Genomic DNA, 17,580 nt, shown 5'->3' on the forward strand with positions numbered 1-17,580 from the left:
TAGCTTGACCCTTTTCTTCGTAGCGCCTCGCAAAAATAACTTTTAATTTCATATTGACTTGATAGTGAAATTTTAATTTCGTATAACCAGTGGCAAGTAAAGCTACCTTATCGGGGCTTTAATTTATAAACAGGTAAGGGGAATAAAATGAAAAAAGTTCGAATTGGCCTTATTGGTACTGGTTATATCGGCCGTTGCCACGCCATTGCTTACGCGCAGGTTGCGACTGTTTTTCCACTCAAGGGTCAGCCAGTATTAGAGATGTTGGCAGAAGTGACTCCTGAATTGGCTCAAAAACGTGCTGCAGAATTTGGTTTTTCCCGATCTACCTCCCATTGGCGCGAACTGGTTGCCGATCCTGATATTGATGTGGTGGATATTTGTGCACCAAATTTCTTGCATAAGGAGATGGCTCTAGCAGCAATTAGCCACGGCAAACATGTTTATTCAGAAAAGCCACTGGCGCTGAGTGCTGCCGATGCTAAAGAAATGGTCGATGCTGCACGTGCAAAAGGGGTAAAAACGTTGGTGGGTTTCAATTATATGAAAAATCCAACGAGTCAGTTAGCGCGAGAAATTATTGCAAACGGTGAGATTGGTGAGGTCGTGCATTTTTATGGTACTCATAATGAAGATTATCTGGCTGATCCACTCACACCTTTGGACTGGCATTGTACCAAGGCGCAGGCAGGTCTGGGGGCCTTGGGGGATTTAGCCGCACACATTGTTAATATGGCTCATTATCTGGTCGGCGATATCACCCGTGTCTGTGGCGATATGCAAACTATCATCAGACGGCGCCCTGACCCGAAAGATCCCTCATCGCTTCTTGCGGTGGAGAATGAAGATCAAGCCAGTGCATTGGTGCATTTTAGCAATGGTGCTATGGGGACCATAGAAACTTCACGGATTGCTTGTGGCCGTAAAATGGGGCTGACATATGTAATCACCGGCACTAAAGGTGCGATCAGTTATTCTCAAGAACGCATGGCGGAATTACAGCTCTATCGCCATGATGATCCACAGGCCAGACAAGGGTTTAAAACATTACTTATAGGGCCACAGCATCCAGACTATGCGGCTTTTTGTGTCAGTGCAGGACATGGTATTGGATTTAACGATCAAAAAACGGTTGAGATCCGCGATTTGATTAACGGCATTGCTGCCGATGACCGTATGTGGCCGGATTTTGAAGAAGGTTGGAAAGTATCGAAAGTATTGGATGCTATTGCCGTTTCTGCCGAGGAACGATGCTGGGTAAATGTCTTAACAGATTGACCATTCAGCTACAGCTAACATTTTTAATTTCTACAATGTCAATGCGAAGAGAGGTTATCTAATTCTCAGATTTACATAGCACCTTAAGTTAGTTAGTGGTGAGCATCATTTAGCTGATACTGGCCCGAATTAGGCCATGTATGAGTTTTAAATATGCCCACTGCTGACACTAAACGTAATAATCACGCGACAACTACTGCTCATTATCTTAGTGAGCAGCAACGGGCAAAGGTAAAGCAGTTGTCCCGTTCTTGGCTATGGCGTCTGGAGATCCCTACTTGGATATTGATCGGTGTCATTTACACTGGGTGGTTTGTTGGTGTTATTCATTGGCAGCAATTAGGGCCAGTGATGGGAAGTGTTCTGCTGATCTTGTTGAGTGCGTGGTATATGTCTTTGCAACATGAGTTGATTCACGGCCATCCAACCCGTTGGCGGAGGGTAAATCAGCTATTTGGAACTTTGCCACTGGCGGTATGGTACCCCTATGGCCTTTATCGTGATTCTCATATTCAACATCACCGCGATGAGGATTTGACTCACCCAGAAAAAGATCCAGAGTGCTATTACTACACGGCAACACAATGGCAATACTTCCACATATTACTCAAAGGTATTATACGTGCGAGTAACACCTTTGTGGGGCGGCTAGCCCTCGGGCCATCACTAGACATCATTAATACTCTTCGCAGCGCAGCCCGGGCTTTTATTTCCGGCGATCGCTCGGCCATATTCATGTGGCTGATTCATTTAGGGCTACTTTACGGGTTACTTCACTGGATGGCAGGCTATGGTATTTCTGCCGTTTTCTACCTACTGGCGATTAGCTATCCGGCACTTAGTCTGACTAAAGTAAGATCTTTTTTTGAACATCGTGCAGCGCCAGAGAGTTCGGCGCGCTCAGCCTTGAATGAAGCTGCATGGCCATGGCGTCTGTTATTTCTAAACCTCAATTACCACTTGGTGCATCATGATTTGCCAGCCTTACCTTGGTACGGGTTACGCCAGATTTATCTGGAAAACCGCGTTCAATATCAGCAGCGCAGCGGGCAATTTGTCGTGAACGGCTATACTCAATGGTTTGACGCATTTGCTTTTACTGCGTTGGAAATAGAAGTACACCCATTTTACGATTGCGAGAATAAAACTGTTGCGGCAGAAGAGCGGTATGGTGTGATTAAAAGTAGTAGCCAGCATTCTGAATCAACCTAAATCAGCCCGCTGAGGTTAAAACGGCTATGGATTCAGGTGAAAAAATTCTTAGCGATCTCTTCTGTTATTTGAAAATTGCTGTTGTTATATACAGTATTTAATGTAATCTTAACTGAAAATTTTGCTGTTACAACACAGCTTAAATACTTAGCTATCAAACTGTTACGTATTATAGATACAAACCTACAAGCCTAATGTAACGCTAATAATATATTTAATATCAATTGGTTATTTGGTTTGTTTTGGACTAAATCTAATATGGTTACTCATCTGTTAAAGATGTCTTGGCCGCACACCCTGTAAACATTCAGCTACTACAAGTATGCAAGAATGAACGTTAACTCACCCTTGAGCACATGAGAGGTAAGCATGGCAATGACCCTAACCCGTGGCCGGATTTTTGCATTGGCGGCAATGGTGCTAACGGCATCAACCGGTATATCACAGGCCGCAGATACTGTCCGAGTTGGCTCAAAAATTGATACTGAAGGTTCATTGCTGGGCAATATTATTGTGCAGGTACTGGATGCTAACGGGATAAAAACCACCAATAAATCACAATTGGGCACCACCAAAGTAGTGCGTGGTGCTATCACTGCGGGTGAGATTGATATTTACCCTGAATATACCGGTAATGGGGCTTTTTTCTTCTCGGATGAAAAAGATCCCGCTTGGAAAAATGCGAAAGCAGGCTATGAAAAAGTCAAAGCGTTAGATTACGAGAAGAACAAACTGGTGTGGCTCTCACCTGCTCCAGCGAACAATACATGGACCATTGCAGTACGCCAGGATTTAGCCCAAGCGAATAACTTGAAAACGCTGGAGGATTTGGGGAAATGGATTAATGCTGGTGGTAAATTCAAATTAGCGGCCTCCGCCGAGTTTATTGAACGGCCAGATGCCTTGCCTGCTTTCCAGCAAGCTTACGGCTTTAAATTGAATCAAGACCAATTGTTATCATTAGCCGGTGGTGACACTGCGGTGACGATTAAAGCTGCGGCAGAACAGACCTCTGGTGTTAATGCTGCCATGGCGTATGGCACTGATGGCCCGGTTGCTGCTTTAGGCTTACAAACACTCGAAGACACTAAGGGTGTGCAACCTATTTATGCGCCGACGCCGATCATTCGTGAGGCCACACTGAAAGCGCATCCAACGATACCTGCTTTACTCAATCCTGTATTTGCTACCCTTGATGGGCCGACGCTACAAAAACTGAATGCCCGCATTGCGGTTGAAGGTCAGGATGCGAAAAAAGTGGCAGCTAATTATCTGAAAGAGAAAGGGTTTGTTAAAGGATAGTGGTGGGTGTCAGAGATGGCGCTGTAGGCATCTGATTTATAGCGCTATTAAAGAAACAGGTCACTCGTTATTACAACAAAGGTTACCTGTCATGGAGATGGATTTTTATGGCTGTCAAAAACCGGGTCCTGCTAGTACTGGCTATTTTATTGGTTTTATCAGGTGCTGGGCTGTCTTTTGTGAGCCATGCACCTAACCGATTGATTTCCGGGCAAGGGATCTCGTTGTTATCGCTGATAAGTGGATCAAATGGGGCAGTGCTAATTCCTATTCTGATCCTGCTTATTTTTGCGTTCTTAAAACAAAATATCGTGCTGTATTGGCTAACAGTATTATTTGCCGAGTTGCTGCTTTTGGGTTTGTTGTTATTGGCTGGCACGACCGCCATACAGCTTGCCGGAGGTGGCGAGAGTCTGGCACGTACCTCATTAGGTGGAGGGTTCTGGCTGATGAGTGGGATGAGTCTATTGATTGCCGTCGATAGTTTATCTCGTGCCATTGTTAACCCTGTGTGGCGCAGTGTGGCTAATGTCTTACTGCTTCTGCCGGTAGTGATATTGCTCATGATGGGGCAGTTGGATCAACTATCGTTAATGAAAGAGTACGTTAACCGGCAAGACGTATTTAATGATGCGCTATGGCAACATCTTCAGATTTTACTCGCAACATTGATACCCGCCACCCTTTTGGGGGTCCCACTCGGCTTACTCTGTTTTCGTTCTCGTCATTTTCAAAGCACCATTTTTTCGACATTGAATATTATTCAAACCATTCCATCTATTGCCTTATTTGGCCTGCTAATTGCACCTTTAGCGGGGCTGGCTGCGGCTCTTCCCTGGTTGGCAGAGCATGGTGTCAGCGGTATCGGCCTGGCCCCGGCTATTGTCGCGTTGGTGCTTTATGCATTGTTGCCATTAGTGCGTAATGTGGTCGCAGGGCTAGAGTCGGTGCCTGACAGTGTTGTCGAGTCGGCCCGAGGTATGGGGATGACTCGCAGCCAGTTGTTCTTTCAGGTGCAAATACCTATTGCGATGCCACTTATTTTATCCGGTATCCGCATTGTCGCGGTACAAACAGTAGGGCTGGCTGTCGTGGCTGCATTGATTGGTGCGGGTGGGTTAGGAGCGATTGTGTTCCAAGGTTTGCTTAGCAGCGCATTGGATCTCGTGCTGCTTGGCGTTATCCCCGTGATTGTGATGGCGGTTGTGGTTGATTCGCTGTTTAAATTTATGGTTATTTTTATGGATACTTCACGTCGATGATTCATTTCCATCAGGTAAGTAAATATTTTGCCGGTAAACGAGCGGTCGATAATCTGACGTTGCAGATAGCCAAGGGTGAGTTTACTGTACTCATCGGTACCTCTGGCTCCGGTAAATCGACCACATTAAAAATGATTAACCGCCTTATTGAACATGATGAGGGGGAGATTCATTTTGCTGGTGAAGAAATTCGTAACTATAAACCTGAAGATATTCGGCGGCGGATGGGATATGCCATCCAATCGATAGGTTTATTTCCACACTGGACGGTGGAGCGCAATATTGCCACTGTGCCACAGTTGTTGAAATGGCCCCAGGACCGTATTCGCCAACGCGTCATTGAATTACTTGAGCTACTGCATCTGGAACCAGAACAATTTCTCCACCGCTATCCTCATCAATTGTCTGGTGGGCAGCAACAGCGTGTCGGTGTCGCTCGTGCCTTGGCAGCAGATCCTGAAGTCTTATTGATGGATGAGCCCTTTGGCGCGTTAGACCCGGTGACGCGCTCGGCACTCCAGTTTGAAATTACCCGTATTCATCAATTATCGGGTCGGACTATCGTGCTGGTGACTCATGATATTGATGAGGCGTTGAGTCTGGCTGATCGCATAGTTCTGATGGATGAAGGCCGAGTCATTCAGCAGGGAACGCCTCTTGAAATGCTAACTCAACCCGCCAATGATTTTGTTCGTGATTTCTTTGGTCGCAGTGATCTCGGAATTAAGCTGTTATCACTGGGGTGGGCTGAACAACGGGTCAGGCGCGGTGAAACGTTGATAGGGCCGCCGATTCTCGGTACTACCAGCCTGCGCGAGGCGCTTTCCCTGTTTGTGTCTCGTCAGACCGATAAACTGCCGGTGGCTGATGAATATGGGCAATCACTAGGTGTGCTTTATTTTGCTGATTTGGTGGCAGATAAGGGGAGCGTGTGAAACCTGATACCGCTCATACCCGTGATACGGCCCATACTTATAAGCCAACAAAGAAAGCGTTTAAATGGGTAGTGTCCGATGTACTGCGCTGGCTAAAAGACCCTCTGTGCTGGGCGCTGCTGCTGTTGACCGGTTTGGTTTTTGGTATGACCTCTCTACACGGTTTCTTTGCCGCGTTATTTCCTGATCTCGATCGGCCTGTCTACCTGCAAGATACATTCTGGTCACTGGTGGTTGCTCATGTCTTATTGGTGCTGGTTTCCAGTGTTATCGCTGTTTTGATAGGAGTGATTGCGGGTATTGCTGTGACACGTCCCATGGGGAAAGAGTTTCGCTCAGTGGTGGAAACCGTTGTTGCTATGGGGCAGACTTTTCCACCGGTGGCGGTGCTGGCTATTGCCGTACCGGTGATGGGATTTAGTGAAAAACCCGCCATTATCGCTTTGGTGCTTTATGGTTTATTGCCGATTTTACAAGGAACCATCACCGGTATCGAGTCTGTCTCCCGCGGCATTCATGAGGTGGCAGAAGGGGTGGGAATGAGTGCCAGGCAGATTTTGTGGCAGGTTGAATTGCCACTGGCAGCACCTATTATCGTTGCAGGTATCCGAACCTCGGTCATTATCAATATAGGTACTGCCGCAATAGCATCAACTGTTGGGACGAAAACCTTGGGTTCTCCGATCATTATCGGACTTAGCGGTTTTAATACGGCTTATGTTATCCAGGGGGCGGTTGTGGTCGCACTATTGGCTATTATTACGGATATGATTTTTGCTCGTTGGGCCAGGCGGCTGTCACGTTGGCGGGAATTACAATCTCTTCCGATAGACCGGCACGATTAATGTTTTGGCTGTTTTGCGCTCTGATTAGTAACAGGTGCCTATGCTAATTTCACTTCCTATGTATGGTGTCGAGCCGCAGGATGTTTTGCCTTTTTGGCGGTTATTATCGCAACAACTGCACCGTCATGGGGTTATAGGGGTAGATGGTGCTCCAGGGATAAGTGATCAACTCATCTGGCCTACTGATTTACTGCAACATTGGCGTGATCCTAATTTGCTGTTGAGCCAAACCTGCGGTTTTCCTCTAGTGACGTTATTGCAACAGCAGGTGCAATTGATTGGGGTATTTAGCTATCAATCACCTTACTGTTCGGGGGAATATTACCGTAGTTTGGTTGTGGTCCGTGCTGATGAAAAAGGCCAACAACTGGCAGATTTTCGCCATAGAATAGTTGCCTATAACAGTATGGATTCTCAGTCTGGATACAATGCACTACGTGCTTTAATTGCACCATTGGCGATCAATGGGCATTTTTTTTCTCACAGTTTGGCCTCTGGCGGGCATTATCATTCGATCTCGATGATCCAACAGCGACAGGCCGATATTGCCGCAATAGATTGTGTCAGTTTTGCACTATTACAGCGGGCCAATCCCTCAGCCGTTGCCGGATTAAAAATAATAGCGCAAACCGACGCGGCTCCTGGTCTGCCACTTATCACTTCATTGTCAACTTCAGCACAACAGCTTACCCAGATCCGCCAGGCTATTACGGCTACCGTTAATTCTCCTGAAGCCACGTCTGCCAAAGATAGGTTATTAATAAAATCATTTAGTGTTTTACCAATTTCGGCTTATGACGTAATTAGAAGGATGCAAGAAAAAGCGTTCTCCGCAGGAGTAATAACACTTTGATAAGACGTGTTATTAGTGTGAGTAAACAAGCCAATCTCCTGCTGAAGCAATCGCCGAGATAAGCACTTTACTGTTCAGTACACGAGGCAGTGATTGCCCCGTGTATGGCTCAATAGAAAAACTAAGTGATATTAATTACAACAAGCCGCCACCTTCAACATCAATCACGCTACCGGTCATAAAACTGTTTTCCAGCAATAACACAAAGGCACCCGCAATATCAACCGGTTGGCCGACTCGACCGACAGGTAGTGAGGCTGCCATTTTTGTAAACATAGCCTGTCGCTGCTCATTACTCATACTATTATAAGCTTCAGTGGCGGTTACGCCTGGGCTGACTACATTGACCCGTCGTGGGGCCAGTTCTTTGGCTAACTGCTTACCGACTGCTTCCAATGCAGCATTAATAGCTGTTTTGATGAACTGGCCGCTGACAAACTTACGTGACAACAAACCTGACGTCAGGGTTATCGAACCCTGTTGGTGCAGATAAGGTAACGCTGATTGTATCGCCCGCAGTGCTCCCCACAGTTTTACATCAAAATTTTCCTGAGCTTCGCTTAAAGAGGTGTCCGCCAAAGCGTGTGCTTGCACCGCAGGCCCGGCGGTAATAACCAAGTGATCAAAGGCTCCGATCTGTGCAAACAGACGCTTGAGTGATTCTGCATCAGTCATATCAGCAGATAAGCGGCACATAGCACTATCGTGATCGATAGATTGTGAGCCTGCCGAACGGCGCGAAACCAAGACGACTTTGGCACCTCGACTGATGGCGGCATAAGCCACGGCTGCGCCAATACCACTGTTGCCCCCAAGAATAACCAGTTTTTGTTGATTGAGTGGAGAACTGAATTGATGCTGAGATAACGTTGTGATGTCCATAATGAGTCCTGTATTTAAATAAGGGTTTCACTCTTCATCTATAGTCATCTATTGAAAGTTGTCTAACAATCGACTAAAAAGACAATCACCTGTAAAGGAAATTTACTAATGATCTCATTTAGTGATCTGGATGTTTTTGTTCGAACGGTTGACTGCGGTAGTTTGTCTGAAGCTGCTCGTCGGCTCGATATCACACCCGCAGCAGCCAGTATTGCGGTAAAACGCCTGGAGTCTCAACTGGGTGTGCGTTTGTTGGTCCGCTCAACTCGCAGTTTGCGCCTAACAGAAGCAGGGGCCAGCTATCTTGATAGTGCACGTATTGCGTTAGGGGCATTAGTTGAGGGAGAACAGGCAATTCAGAAAAAAATGACGGGCTTATCTGGAGTATTACAACTTTCAGCCCCTTCAGACTTTGGCCGTAATTTATTAGTCGATTGGTTGAATGATTTCAAACAACAACATCCGCATATTCAATTGCATTTGTTACTCAACGACCGCCACGCTGATCTTTTCCGCGAACCGGTAGATATTGCTTTGCGTTTCGGGGTGCCTACCGATTCCAGCTTGGTGGCATTGCCCGTTCTAACTCAACATCGGCGTATGTTATGTGCCAGCCCTGCCTATCTTGCCCGTTACGGCGTGCCGCAGACACCAGCTCAATTGGCCGACCATCATTCGGTGTTATATCAGCGCAATGGTCGACTTTATAACCAATGGCGGTTAATGCGACAGGGGGAAGAACAAGAGGTAACGATGTCCGGTGAATACGTCAGTGATGATGGTGAGATAGCGCGACGTTGGGCACTGGCGGGGTTGGGTATTGCCAATAAGGCTGCTATTGATGTAGTCGATGATATCCGGTCAGGGCGTTTGGTTCAGGTATTGCCAAGCTGGCAGGGCGAAGTCTTACCCTTAAATCTATTGTGCCCCCACCGCTCGCAGGTGTCAGAGCGGGTCAGGGGTTTACAGACTTTTTTGCAACAACGATGCCGCGATTGGATGGGCGCTTACGGTGATTCCTGACCATTGTTGGATAAGCCCGCAGGGCCAATATCAGACAGTGGGGAGGATTCGGTCGTTTCAGTTTCATGTGGGGTGGTTGAACGAGTATAGATGTTCAACCCGGCGAGAAAAACGCCACCTAATGAACTCAGTGCCATTATCGCAATCAGGATAATGAGTGCTTTTCTTAGCATAATTTTTTCACTTTTTATCGAAACAGAGGGAATTATAATCTGTTCACTGAATGAAACAACCATGTTACATGGTTGATGCATCTATATTCTGGATAAAATAAACACGTCGGCCGTTGCAGCTTAACGAGGCTTAAACAGAAATTTCCCCAATGTGACCAATATTACCGCAGAAACAATCACCGCTAATGCACACCATTCAGTAGTTGATAAACTTTCACCGGCAAAGCCAATACCGAGCAACACCGCAACAACCGGGTTCACATAGGCATAACTGGTGGCGACCGCCGGGCGCACATTTTTTAGCAAGAACATATAAGCGCTAATGGCGAGCATTGAGCCGAAAACAATCAGGTAAAGTAACGAGAGAATGCCACCCATGGTCGGCATTTGTTCCAGTTGTTCACCACTTAGCGTACTGGCAAGTAACAACACCACACCTGCAACCAGCATCTGTGCGGCACCGGACATGGCACCACTGGGGAGCGCCAGCCGTGAAGCCCAGACCGAGCCAAATGCCCAACTGGCTGAGGCCAATAATATCAACATTGCCCCCACCGGATTACCTAATAAGTTGCTACCAGTATTGAGCAAGATGATACCTACCAACCCGAGAGCAATCCCAGACCATTCCAGTTTTGTGTTACGCATCCCCCATAACATACTGAAACACAAAGTGAATAGTGGAACAGTCGCCACCATGACGGCGGCAATCCCTGAGGGAACATGTTGATGTTCGGCGATGGTAACCAGCCCATTACCGATAGCCAATAATAAGATACCTATCGCACTGGCGCCCAGCCATTGGCGGAATGTGGGCAGGGCGTGACCACGAATGGCTAAAAAGCTGAACAGCAATACACCCGCAATCAGGTAACGTAAGCCAGCCATCATCAATGGGGGCCAGCTCTCTACCCCGATACGTATGACCAGGTAAGTCGAACCCCAAACGAAGTATAAAGTGAAAAGTGAACCAACCAGCAACCACAGATTACGGCTATTTTGCTTAAGCATAATTATTCAATAAAAAAGGGAGCGGTGAAACATCGAGGTATCAGTAAACATGAGAATAGCTGCCATTAGCAAAGGTTTTTATCATTTTTTTACGTTTTAATTTTTCGTCTGAAATTTACGCAAAAACAGTGAGTTATTCTTGAATATAATAACTGATGAGTTAATAAACAACTGATAGTTTCAGTGCTTCCCATGCAAGCTAAGGTTGCTTCAGGCATGATGCATAAAATCCGATGCTTATATTGTTAATTATCAGATAAGGTGAATTACTTATGACATCAACAGCTTTGCCAATCACTCGCCGGTTTGATTTTCGAACACTAAATCCGGTGCGGAGATACGCCGGGTTGATGGTGCTATTTATTTTGCTCGCAATCCCGTTTGCCGATGCAGCGCAGAGTAATTCGCTAAACAGTGACTATGCTTTTTTGTCTGCCAGTGAATTGCAGCATAACCAGCAGAGTATTGCGCAAAACCAGGCGCCAAAGGAGACCATACGGGCTTACCAGCAGTTATTACAGCAGGCGGATAAAGCGCTGCAACGGCCCGATCAAAGTGTCACAGACAAGAGTATTATGCCGCCCAGTGGTTCGAAACATGATTATCTCAGTCTTAGTGCCTACTGGTGGCCTGATAGCCAAAAAAGTGATGGGTTACCTTGGATGCGCAAAGATGGGCAGATAAATCCGGCCAGTAAAAATGCGGATAGCGACGGGGTGCGTCTGGCTGATTTTACCGCTCAGGTACAGGCGTTGACGCTGGCCTGGTATTTTTCTGGCCAGCAGAAATATGCTGATAAAGCGATTAGCATGATTCGAACCTGGTTTATCAACCCGCAAACGCGCATGAACCCGAACCTCGATTATGCTCAGGGCGTGCCGGGTATTGCTGCGGGACGTAGCACTGGTATTTTGGATGGACGCTACTTTGCCACTCGTATTGTCGATTCACTGATTATGTTGCGGCAGAATAAACGTTGGACGGCGCAAGATGAAAAGCAGATGCAACAGTGGATGACGGAATACTTACACTGGCTACAGCACAGCCCGGCAGGTAAAAAAGAGGCGGCGGCGCAGAATAATCACGGTAACTGGTACACAGTCCAGGTGGCTGGAATTGCCTGGTATTTGCAACAACCACAACGGGTTACCGAGATGGCTGAATTATTGAAAACCAAACTGGATACTCAACTCGCTGCGGAAGGCTCGCAACCCCTGGAATTGGCGCGGACCCGTTCTTTTCATTACAGTTATTTCAGTTTGCAGGCGGCGACGCTGATGGCGCAGTTGGCGGATAAAGTGCAAATCGACTTGTGGCGTTATCAAACACCGAATGGCAGTAGTTTGATTAAAGCGCTTGATTTTATGGCTCCCTATTCTGATGAACAGACAAAGTGGCCCTATCGCAGTCTTGATCACATGGGAGTGCGGTTGGTACCACTGATGGTTCAGGCAGATAAAGCGCTAGGCGAGAATCGCTATCAGCGGTGGATCAAACAAGCCGACTTTACTGTTATGCCGAGCAAGGAAGGGGCGAAGCGCAAAGGGGCGGTAACTGAAGCGCGGCGAGATATCTGGTTATTGGCCGTGACTACTCAGCAAAGTGAATAGTTAATTAGAGTATAAATAACAAAAAAAGCCGGGAGTTATCCCGGCGTAATAACAGGTAATAAATTCACAATGAAGCATTCAAACAGTAAATTAATGAGGGTCATACTAAGGCGAAAAATTTAGAACTGATAAACCAAACCAACCGCAACAACGTTGTCAGTATTAAGTTTCAGTTTATTATCATCACTCAACTGGTTAATTTTATAATCAACATAGGTGGACATGTTTTTATTGAAGTAATAAGACGCACCGATATCAACATATTTAACCAGATCAGTATCACCGATCCCTTCGATATCTTTCCCTTTAGATTGAACATACGCCAGCGATGGTTTCAAACCGAAATCAAATAAATATTGTGCCACTAATTCTACGTTTTGAGTTTTATTAGCAAAACCACTTACACCAGTTGACACATTATTAATGGTTGCCGTACCTGAGATAGGGGTCATATTACGGGTTTCAGCATAGGTTGCGGCCAAATAAACACCGTTGTCATCATATTTCAGACCCGTTGTCCAAGCATCAGCTTTATCGCCTTTACCAAAGTTGCCGTTCTTCTGCGCCGTAGTTCGGTTAGAAGAAGCATATGCAGCAGCCACGCTCACGCCAGCACCAATTTCATAACTGGAAGACAAACCGAAACCGTCGCCATTTTGTTTGGTGGCATCTGCGCGGCCGTTATTGCTATCGGCTTCGCTGCCATTTTTGCCTTGGTATTGTAGCGAGAATTTCAGCCCATCAACCAGACCGAAGAAATCAGTGTTGCGATAAGTAGCCACACCGGTAGTACGACCGGTCATGAAGTTATCGGTTCTGGTGTAGCTGTCGTTACCGAACTCAGGCAACATATCGGTCCAGGCTGCCACGTCATATAACACACCGTAGTTACGGCCATAATCGATTGAACCTAATTTGCCGTAACGTAAACCAGCAAAAGCTAAACGTGTCTTATTGTCTTTTGTTTCCTGGCTTTCTGCGTAGTTAGCGGCAATGTTATATTCCCACTGGCCATAACCGGACAGTTGGTCAGTAATTTGGGTGGCACCTTTAAAACCAAAACGCACGTAAGATTTATCGCCGTCACTTTTATTATTATCAGAAAAGTAATGCAGTGCTTTGACTTTTCCATATAAATCAAGTTTATTACCGTCTTTGTTATAAATTTCTGCTGCATGTGACGTAGTGGCAACTAATAAAGCCGGTACCAGGATTGCCAGAAGATTACGTTTCATATTTTTGCCCTGTTTCTCTTATTTAAAAAGACGCGAGTAGAAGATTTTTTTGCTGTATTCAATATCTATCTGAATTCGGCCAGCGCAGAATTTTTACCGCATCTGTGTGATATATTTATGACAAATCATAAATAACTGCGACATTGCGTAAATTTCATCACGCGGTGATTTGCCAGGTCAGAGGATTTCAGCTACTACGGCGGTGCTTTCGGGCTGACGCCAGCGTTGTGGTGTGGGACAATAGGGCAACACTCAGTTTAGATAAGATATGCATGGCGTTGTCCCCGGCAGTAAAAGAACAAATCAGTCAGTGGTATAAGGCTCTCCAGCAGCAGATCCCGGATTTTATCTCCCGGGCACCGCAGCGCCAGATGATCGCCGAAGTGGCGAAAACGCTGGCCGGTGATGCTGGCCGTCATTTGGCTATTGAGGCGCCGACCGGTGTTGGCAAAACGCTGTCTTATCTGATCCCTGGCATTGCAGTCAGCCGAGCAGAAAGCAAACCATTGGTGGTGAGCACCGCTAATGTGGCGTTACAGGATCAGATTTACAGTAAAGACTTGCCGCTATTGAAGAAAATTATTCCCGACCTTAAATTTACCGGTGCTTTCGGGCGTGGGCGATATGTGTGTCCACGTAATCTGGCGGCTATGTGTACGGATGTTTCTGGCCAAGGGGATTTATCGCTGTTTCTCGGCGATGAATTGGCCCCCGCCAATGGTGAGGAACAAGCAACTTGTCTGACGCTGTCTAAGCTACTGAGCAGCCATGTCTGGGACGGGCTGCGTGACCATCATCAGTTGGCGCTTAGTGATAGCCTGTGGACTAAATTGAGTACCGATAAGGCGAATTGCCTTGGGCGTAACTGCCATTATTATCGTGAGTGTCCGTTCTTTATTGCGCGCAAAGAAATCGAAAGTGCCGATGTTGTGGTTGCCAACCATGCATTAGTGATGGCTGCATTGGAAACTGAATCGGTGCTACCCAATCCGAAAGAATTACTGTTGGTATTGGATGAAGGCCACCATTTGCCTGATGTAGCGCGCGATGCGCTAGAAATTGAAGGTGAGATCACCGCGTTCTTTGCCAATATGCAGTTGGATATGATTGTGCGGCTGGTGGATCAATGCATGGTGCAATACCGGCCTAAAAATCCGCCTGGTTTAGCTAATCCAGAGCGCTTGAAAGACCATTGCGAGCAGTTGCGCGAGCTGATGTTGAGTGTGGAACAACAAGTCAGTCAACTGCTTCCTGCCGATGCCAATCCGGCGGTGTACCGTTTTGAAATGGGTGAGTTACCGGGGAGTTTGACAGAAGATTGCGCCAAATTATTCAAACTGACCGATGCTTTGCGCGGTTTGGTCGAATTTGTACTGAACGATTTGAGTGAGCAAACCGGTAAGCACGATATTGTGCGTCTGCATCGCGCCATCCTGCAAATGAGCCGTACACTGGGTTATCTGGAGGCCATGAGCAAACTTTGGCGGCTTGCGGCAATGGAAAAAGCCTCGAATGCGCCGATATCCAAATGGGTAACCCGTGATTATCGCGAGAATCAAACGCACCTCTATTTCCACTGTGTTGGCATCCGTGTCAGTGACCAGCTAGATAAAATGTTATGGCGCAAAGTCCCCCATGTGATTGTGACTTCAGCGACATTACGTTCACTCAACAGCTTTGCCCGCTTGCAGGAGCTCAGTGGCCTGAGTGAGAAGGCCGGCGACCGGTTTGAAACACTGTCATCCCCGTTTAACCATATTGAACAGGGGAAGTTGATTATTCCCAAAATGCGCTTCGAGCCAACTATGGCCCATGAAGCTGAACATCTGGCTGAAATGGCGCAATTTTTCCGTGCGCAGCAGGCCAGTGGGCGGCATAAAGGAATGTTGATTTTGTTCAGTAGTCATCGGGCGATGCAAACCTTTCTCAGCCATGTGACCGATCTGCGTTTGATGCTGTTGGTGCAGGGGGACCAACCCCGTTACCGACTGGTGGAAGAGCACCGTAAGCGGGTCAATAACGGTACTGCCAGTGTATTGATTGGTCTGCAATCATTTGCTGAAGGGTTGGATTTGAAAGGTGAATTGTTGACCCAGGTTCATATTCACAAAATTTCGTTCCCACCGATTGATAGCCCGGTGATTCTCACTGAAGGGGAGTGGCTGAAGTCGTTAAAACGTTATCCGTTTGAAGTGCAAAGTTTGCCAAGTGCCTCGTTTAATCTGATCCAACAGGTTGGTCGTTTGATTCGTAGTAATCAATGCCACGGTGAGATCGTTATTTACGATCGGCGTTTATTGACTAAGGGTTATGGTTCACGATTGTTGGCGGCACTACCGGTCTTCCCAATTGAACAACCGGAGATGCCGGCGGAGGTGATTATGCCGGCTGCGGTAATAAAAGCCCCGGCGAAGGCGGCGGTAAAAAGAGGGCGGCGGAAACGGACTGTTTTATAAGTATGTTTTCTTTATTCATTAAAACGATATGTTTTCGCGAAGACCAAAACACTCGGTATTCTGTTGAGATAAAAGGCCGGCATCACCGGCCTTAACCTTTAGTTAAACAGTCGGAGTACGTGATCTAGAATTAACGAAGACAATGTAAAGTCTGGATCGGCGAAAGTAACCCCCTGAGCGCCCAAATGAGAGAACAAAGGCAATGTTAGTGCTGGTAGCACGCATAAAAGCAGCCCGTTAATACCACTGGCGATAAGTGCTCCACGGAACCCCCCCGTCGCATTGCCAAAAATAGCGGCTGCACCGCCGGTAATAAAACTGGCCATAATGCCTGGTACGATAATGGGCAATCCAATAAATGGGAAGATAAGGATACAAACCAGCTCGACGGAAAAACTCATCAAAAATCCGATTAGTGTCGCATTAGGTGCTTTGGTAAATAGCACCATAACATCAACGGCAGGTACAGAGCCTGGTGCAAATACTCGCGCGAAGCCTTTAAAGGCAGGGACGATTTCAGCGGTAAATAAATTAACTCCAGCCTTAGCTAAATAGAGTCCGCATGTAAAAATAGCCGACTGCTCCAAGATGAAGATAATCACATTTTTATCAGCAGCACCGGCCCCATAAACCAATTTCATTGCATCTGTAATCTGCGGTTGTGTCGCAAAAATACAAGATATCAATAACAAAATTAACATGGTTAATAGTGTGGCAATATTGGGTTCGCGCAGGAAATCAAACTTATTACTGATTTTAATGTTTTCAGTATCAGAGTTTTTATTACCGAACCATTTCCCCATGTAAGATCCTATTACGTAAGAGGAAATTGCGGCATGGGAAATAGCATACTCATTTGAACCAATGATTTCACGACTGAATCGGCTAAGAATATAGGGTGATACGGCCATATAAAAACCAATAATAATTGTGGCGATAATAACTATTGGATAATGGCTGTAGCCCAGTTGCATAAGCACGGCAGTCAATGCAAAAGCCATAAATAAAACAAGGTGTAATGATAAATAGATAAATTTGAACCGGGTAAATCTTGCCAACAGAATGTTGAGTATCATAGAAAATAGCAGAATAAGTGCTGCTGTTGCACCAATTTTATCAATTGTTGCCGCCATGATAGCTTCATTACTGGGTACGACACCGACAATATTAAATGCACTGGAAAATAGTGTGCTGAATGCCGTAAGTACCTTCATTAAAATACTGCCACCGACTTTTATCATCGTAAACCCGATAAAAGAGAGGAAAGTACCGGTAATTAAACGAGAAACAGATGCTTTTTGAAAGAGTAAACCTAAAAATGCCACAATGGCAATTATTACTGCTGGCGTTTTTACTAAACTAAGCAATATATCCAACTTACCACCTCACCCCGAAGATATGCATATCGTAAAATATGTTTTTATTAACATTTTTATGACAAATGATGTTGTCACAAATAAAGTATCCCTTTAATGCTAAAAGTTATTCGAGCTGCGCATCACA

The 17,580-nt window shown here is 46.1% G+C and carries 15 protein-coding genes; 10 read left to right on the forward strand and 5 right to left on the reverse strand.

Annotated elements, in window-relative coordinates; all coding sequences use genetic code 11:
• The first annotated feature begins 147 nt into the window (after positions 1-147).
• From Q2T72_RS07380 to Q2T72_RS07410, 7 genes are all read left to right on the forward strand, one after another.
• Entirely contained in the window at positions 148-1,278 is a 1,131-nt protein-coding gene (locus Q2T72_RS07380) for a Gfo/Idh/MocA family protein (protein ID WP_083159474.1), read from the forward strand.
• Positions 1,279-1,431: 153 nt separating this feature from the next.
• The gene (locus tag Q2T72_RS07385; RefSeq protein WP_083159472.1) at positions 1,432-2,490 is read left to right on the forward strand and encodes a fatty acid desaturase; all 1,059 of its coding nucleotides are present in this window, start codon (positions 1,432-1,434) and stop codon (positions 2,488-2,490) included.
• Positions 2,491-2,859: 369 nt separating this feature from the next.
• Complete coding sequence (locus Q2T72_RS07390) at positions 2,860-3,792, forward strand: ABC transporter substrate-binding protein (RefSeq protein ID WP_083159470.1); 933 nt, start codon at positions 2,860-2,862, stop codon at positions 3,790-3,792.
• A gap of 107 nt (positions 3,793-3,899) precedes the next feature.
• On the forward strand, positions 3,900-5,054 hold the full coding sequence (locus Q2T72_RS07395; protein ID WP_083159468.1) for an ABC transporter permease: 1,155 nt from the start codon (positions 3,900-3,902) through the stop codon (positions 5,052-5,054).
• Entirely contained in the window at positions 5,051-5,989 is a 939-nt protein-coding gene (locus Q2T72_RS07400) for an ABC transporter ATP-binding protein (RefSeq protein WP_372568885.1), read from the forward strand. The genes Q2T72_RS07395 and Q2T72_RS07400 overlap by 4 nt, the downstream gene beginning before the upstream one ends.
• Positions 5,990-6,135: 146 nt before the next feature.
• A complete protein-coding gene (locus tag Q2T72_RS07405; RefSeq protein WP_372569866.1) occupies positions 6,136-6,834 on the forward strand; it encodes an ABC transporter permease in 699 nt (232 codons plus the stop codon).
• Between the two features lie 58 nt (positions 6,835-6,892).
• Positions 6,893-7,687 (forward strand): PhnD/SsuA/transferrin family substrate-binding protein, encoded by a 795-nt coding sequence (locus Q2T72_RS07410; protein ID WP_193784829.1) that lies wholly within the window; start codon positions 6,893-6,895, stop codon positions 7,685-7,687.
• Positions 7,688-7,822: 135 nt separating this feature from the next.
• On the opposite strand, the gene Q2T72_RS07415 is transcribed toward Q2T72_RS07410, so the two are convergent.
• A complete protein-coding gene (locus Q2T72_RS07415; RefSeq protein ID WP_372568886.1) occupies positions 7,823-8,569 on the reverse strand; it encodes an SDR family oxidoreductase in 747 nt (248 codons plus the stop codon).
• Between the two features lie 108 nt (positions 8,570-8,677).
• Between Q2T72_RS07415 and Q2T72_RS07420 the strand changes: the two genes are divergently transcribed.
• Positions 8,678-9,592 (forward strand): LysR family transcriptional regulator, encoded by a 915-nt coding sequence (locus Q2T72_RS07420; RefSeq protein WP_372568887.1) that lies wholly within the window; start codon positions 8,678-8,680, stop codon positions 9,590-9,592.
• Here the strand turns inward: Q2T72_RS07420 and Q2T72_RS07425 are convergent.
• Both Q2T72_RS07425 and yedA read right to left on the reverse strand, forming a co-directional pair.
• Entirely contained in the window at positions 9,577-9,765 is a 189-nt protein-coding gene (locus tag Q2T72_RS07425; protein ID WP_032815427.1) for a hypothetical protein, read from the reverse strand. The two genes, Q2T72_RS07420 and Q2T72_RS07425, sit on opposite strands and share 16 nt — an antisense overlap.
• A 120-nt stretch (positions 9,766-9,885) precedes the next feature.
• On the reverse strand, positions 9,886-10,776 hold the full coding sequence (yedA, locus tag Q2T72_RS07430) for a drug/metabolite exporter YedA (RefSeq protein ID WP_083159458.1): 891 nt from the start codon (positions 10,774-10,776) through the stop codon (positions 9,886-9,888).
• Positions 10,777-11,048: 272 nt separating this feature from the next.
• Here yedA and Q2T72_RS07435 point away from each other — a divergent pair, with 272 nt between their 5' ends.
• Positions 11,049-12,386, forward strand: a complete 1,338-nt coding sequence (locus Q2T72_RS07435) for an alginate lyase family protein (RefSeq protein ID WP_372568888.1) — start codon at positions 11,049-11,051, stop codon at positions 12,384-12,386.
• A 119-nt stretch (positions 12,387-12,505) separates the two neighbouring features.
• Here Q2T72_RS07435 and ompF2 read toward each other — a convergent pair whose 3' ends face one another.
• Positions 12,506-13,621 (reverse strand): porin OmpF2, encoded by a 1,116-nt coding sequence (gene ompF2 / locus Q2T72_RS07440; RefSeq protein WP_372558412.1) that lies wholly within the window; start codon positions 13,619-13,621, stop codon positions 12,506-12,508.
• Positions 13,622-13,893: 272 nt separating this feature from the next.
• Here ompF2 and dinG point away from each other — a divergent pair, with 272 nt between their 5' ends.
• Complete coding sequence (dinG, locus tag Q2T72_RS07445) at positions 13,894-16,077, forward strand: ATP-dependent DNA helicase DinG (protein ID WP_083159452.1); 2,184 nt, start codon at positions 13,894-13,896, stop codon at positions 16,075-16,077.
• Positions 16,078-16,175: 98 nt separating this feature from the next.
• On the opposite strand, the gene Q2T72_RS07450 is transcribed toward dinG, so the two are convergent.
• The gene (locus Q2T72_RS07450) at positions 16,176-17,453 is read right to left on the reverse strand and encodes a PTS ascorbate transporter subunit IIC (RefSeq protein WP_083159450.1); all 1,278 of its coding nucleotides are present in this window, start codon (positions 17,451-17,453) and stop codon (positions 16,176-16,178) included.
• Positions 17,454-17,580 lie beyond the last annotated feature (127 nt).

Origin of the sequence: Yersinia sp. 2466 StPb PI (assembly GCF_041538325.1) — a bacterium.
GTDB lineage: Bacteria > Pseudomonadota > Gammaproteobacteria > Enterobacterales > Enterobacteriaceae > Yersinia > Yersinia enterocolitica_E.

Coding starts and splice junctions, on each gene's coding strand:
- Q2T72_RS07380 (WP_083159474.1), top strand. CDS start 148: ATGAAAAAAGTTCGAATTGGCCTTATTGGTACTGGTTATATCGGCCGT.
- Q2T72_RS07385 (WP_083159472.1), top strand. CDS start 1,432: ATGCCCACTGCTGACACTAAACGTAATAATCACGCGACAACTACTGCT.
- Q2T72_RS07390 (WP_083159470.1), top strand. CDS start 2,860: ATGGCAATGACCCTAACCCGTGGCCGGATTTTTGCATTGGCGGCAATG.
- Q2T72_RS07395 (WP_083159468.1), top strand. CDS start 3,900: ATGGCTGTCAAAAACCGGGTCCTGCTAGTACTGGCTATTTTATTGGTT.
- Q2T72_RS07400 (WP_372568885.1), top strand. CDS start 5,051: ATGATTCATTTCCATCAGGTAAGTAAATATTTTGCCGGTAAACGAGCG.
- Q2T72_RS07405 (WP_372569866.1), top strand. CDS start 6,136: ATGACCTCTCTACACGGTTTCTTTGCCGCGTTATTTCCTGATCTCGAT.
- Q2T72_RS07410 (WP_193784829.1), top strand. CDS start 6,893: ATGTATGGTGTCGAGCCGCAGGATGTTTTGCCTTTTTGGCGGTTATTA.
- Q2T72_RS07415 (WP_372568886.1), bottom strand. CDS start 8,569: ATGGACATCACAACGTTATCTCAGCATCAATTCAGTTCTCCACTCAAT.
- Q2T72_RS07420 (WP_372568887.1), top strand. CDS start 8,678: ATGATCTCATTTAGTGATCTGGATGTTTTTGTTCGAACGGTTGACTGC.
- Q2T72_RS07425 (WP_032815427.1), bottom strand. CDS start 9,765: ATGCTAAGAAAAGCACTCATTATCCTGATTGCGATAATGGCACTGAGT.
- yedA (WP_083159458.1), bottom strand. CDS start 10,776: ATGCTTAAGCAAAATAGCCGTAATCTGTGGTTGCTGGTTGGTTCACTT.
- Q2T72_RS07435 (WP_372568888.1), top strand. CDS start 11,049: ATGACATCAACAGCTTTGCCAATCACTCGCCGGTTTGATTTTCGAACA.
- ompF2 (WP_372558412.1), bottom strand. CDS start 13,621: ATGAAACGTAATCTTCTGGCAATCCTGGTACCGGCTTTATTAGTTGCC.
- dinG (WP_083159452.1), top strand. CDS start 13,894: ATGGCGTTGTCCCCGGCAGTAAAAGAACAAATCAGTCAGTGGTATAAG.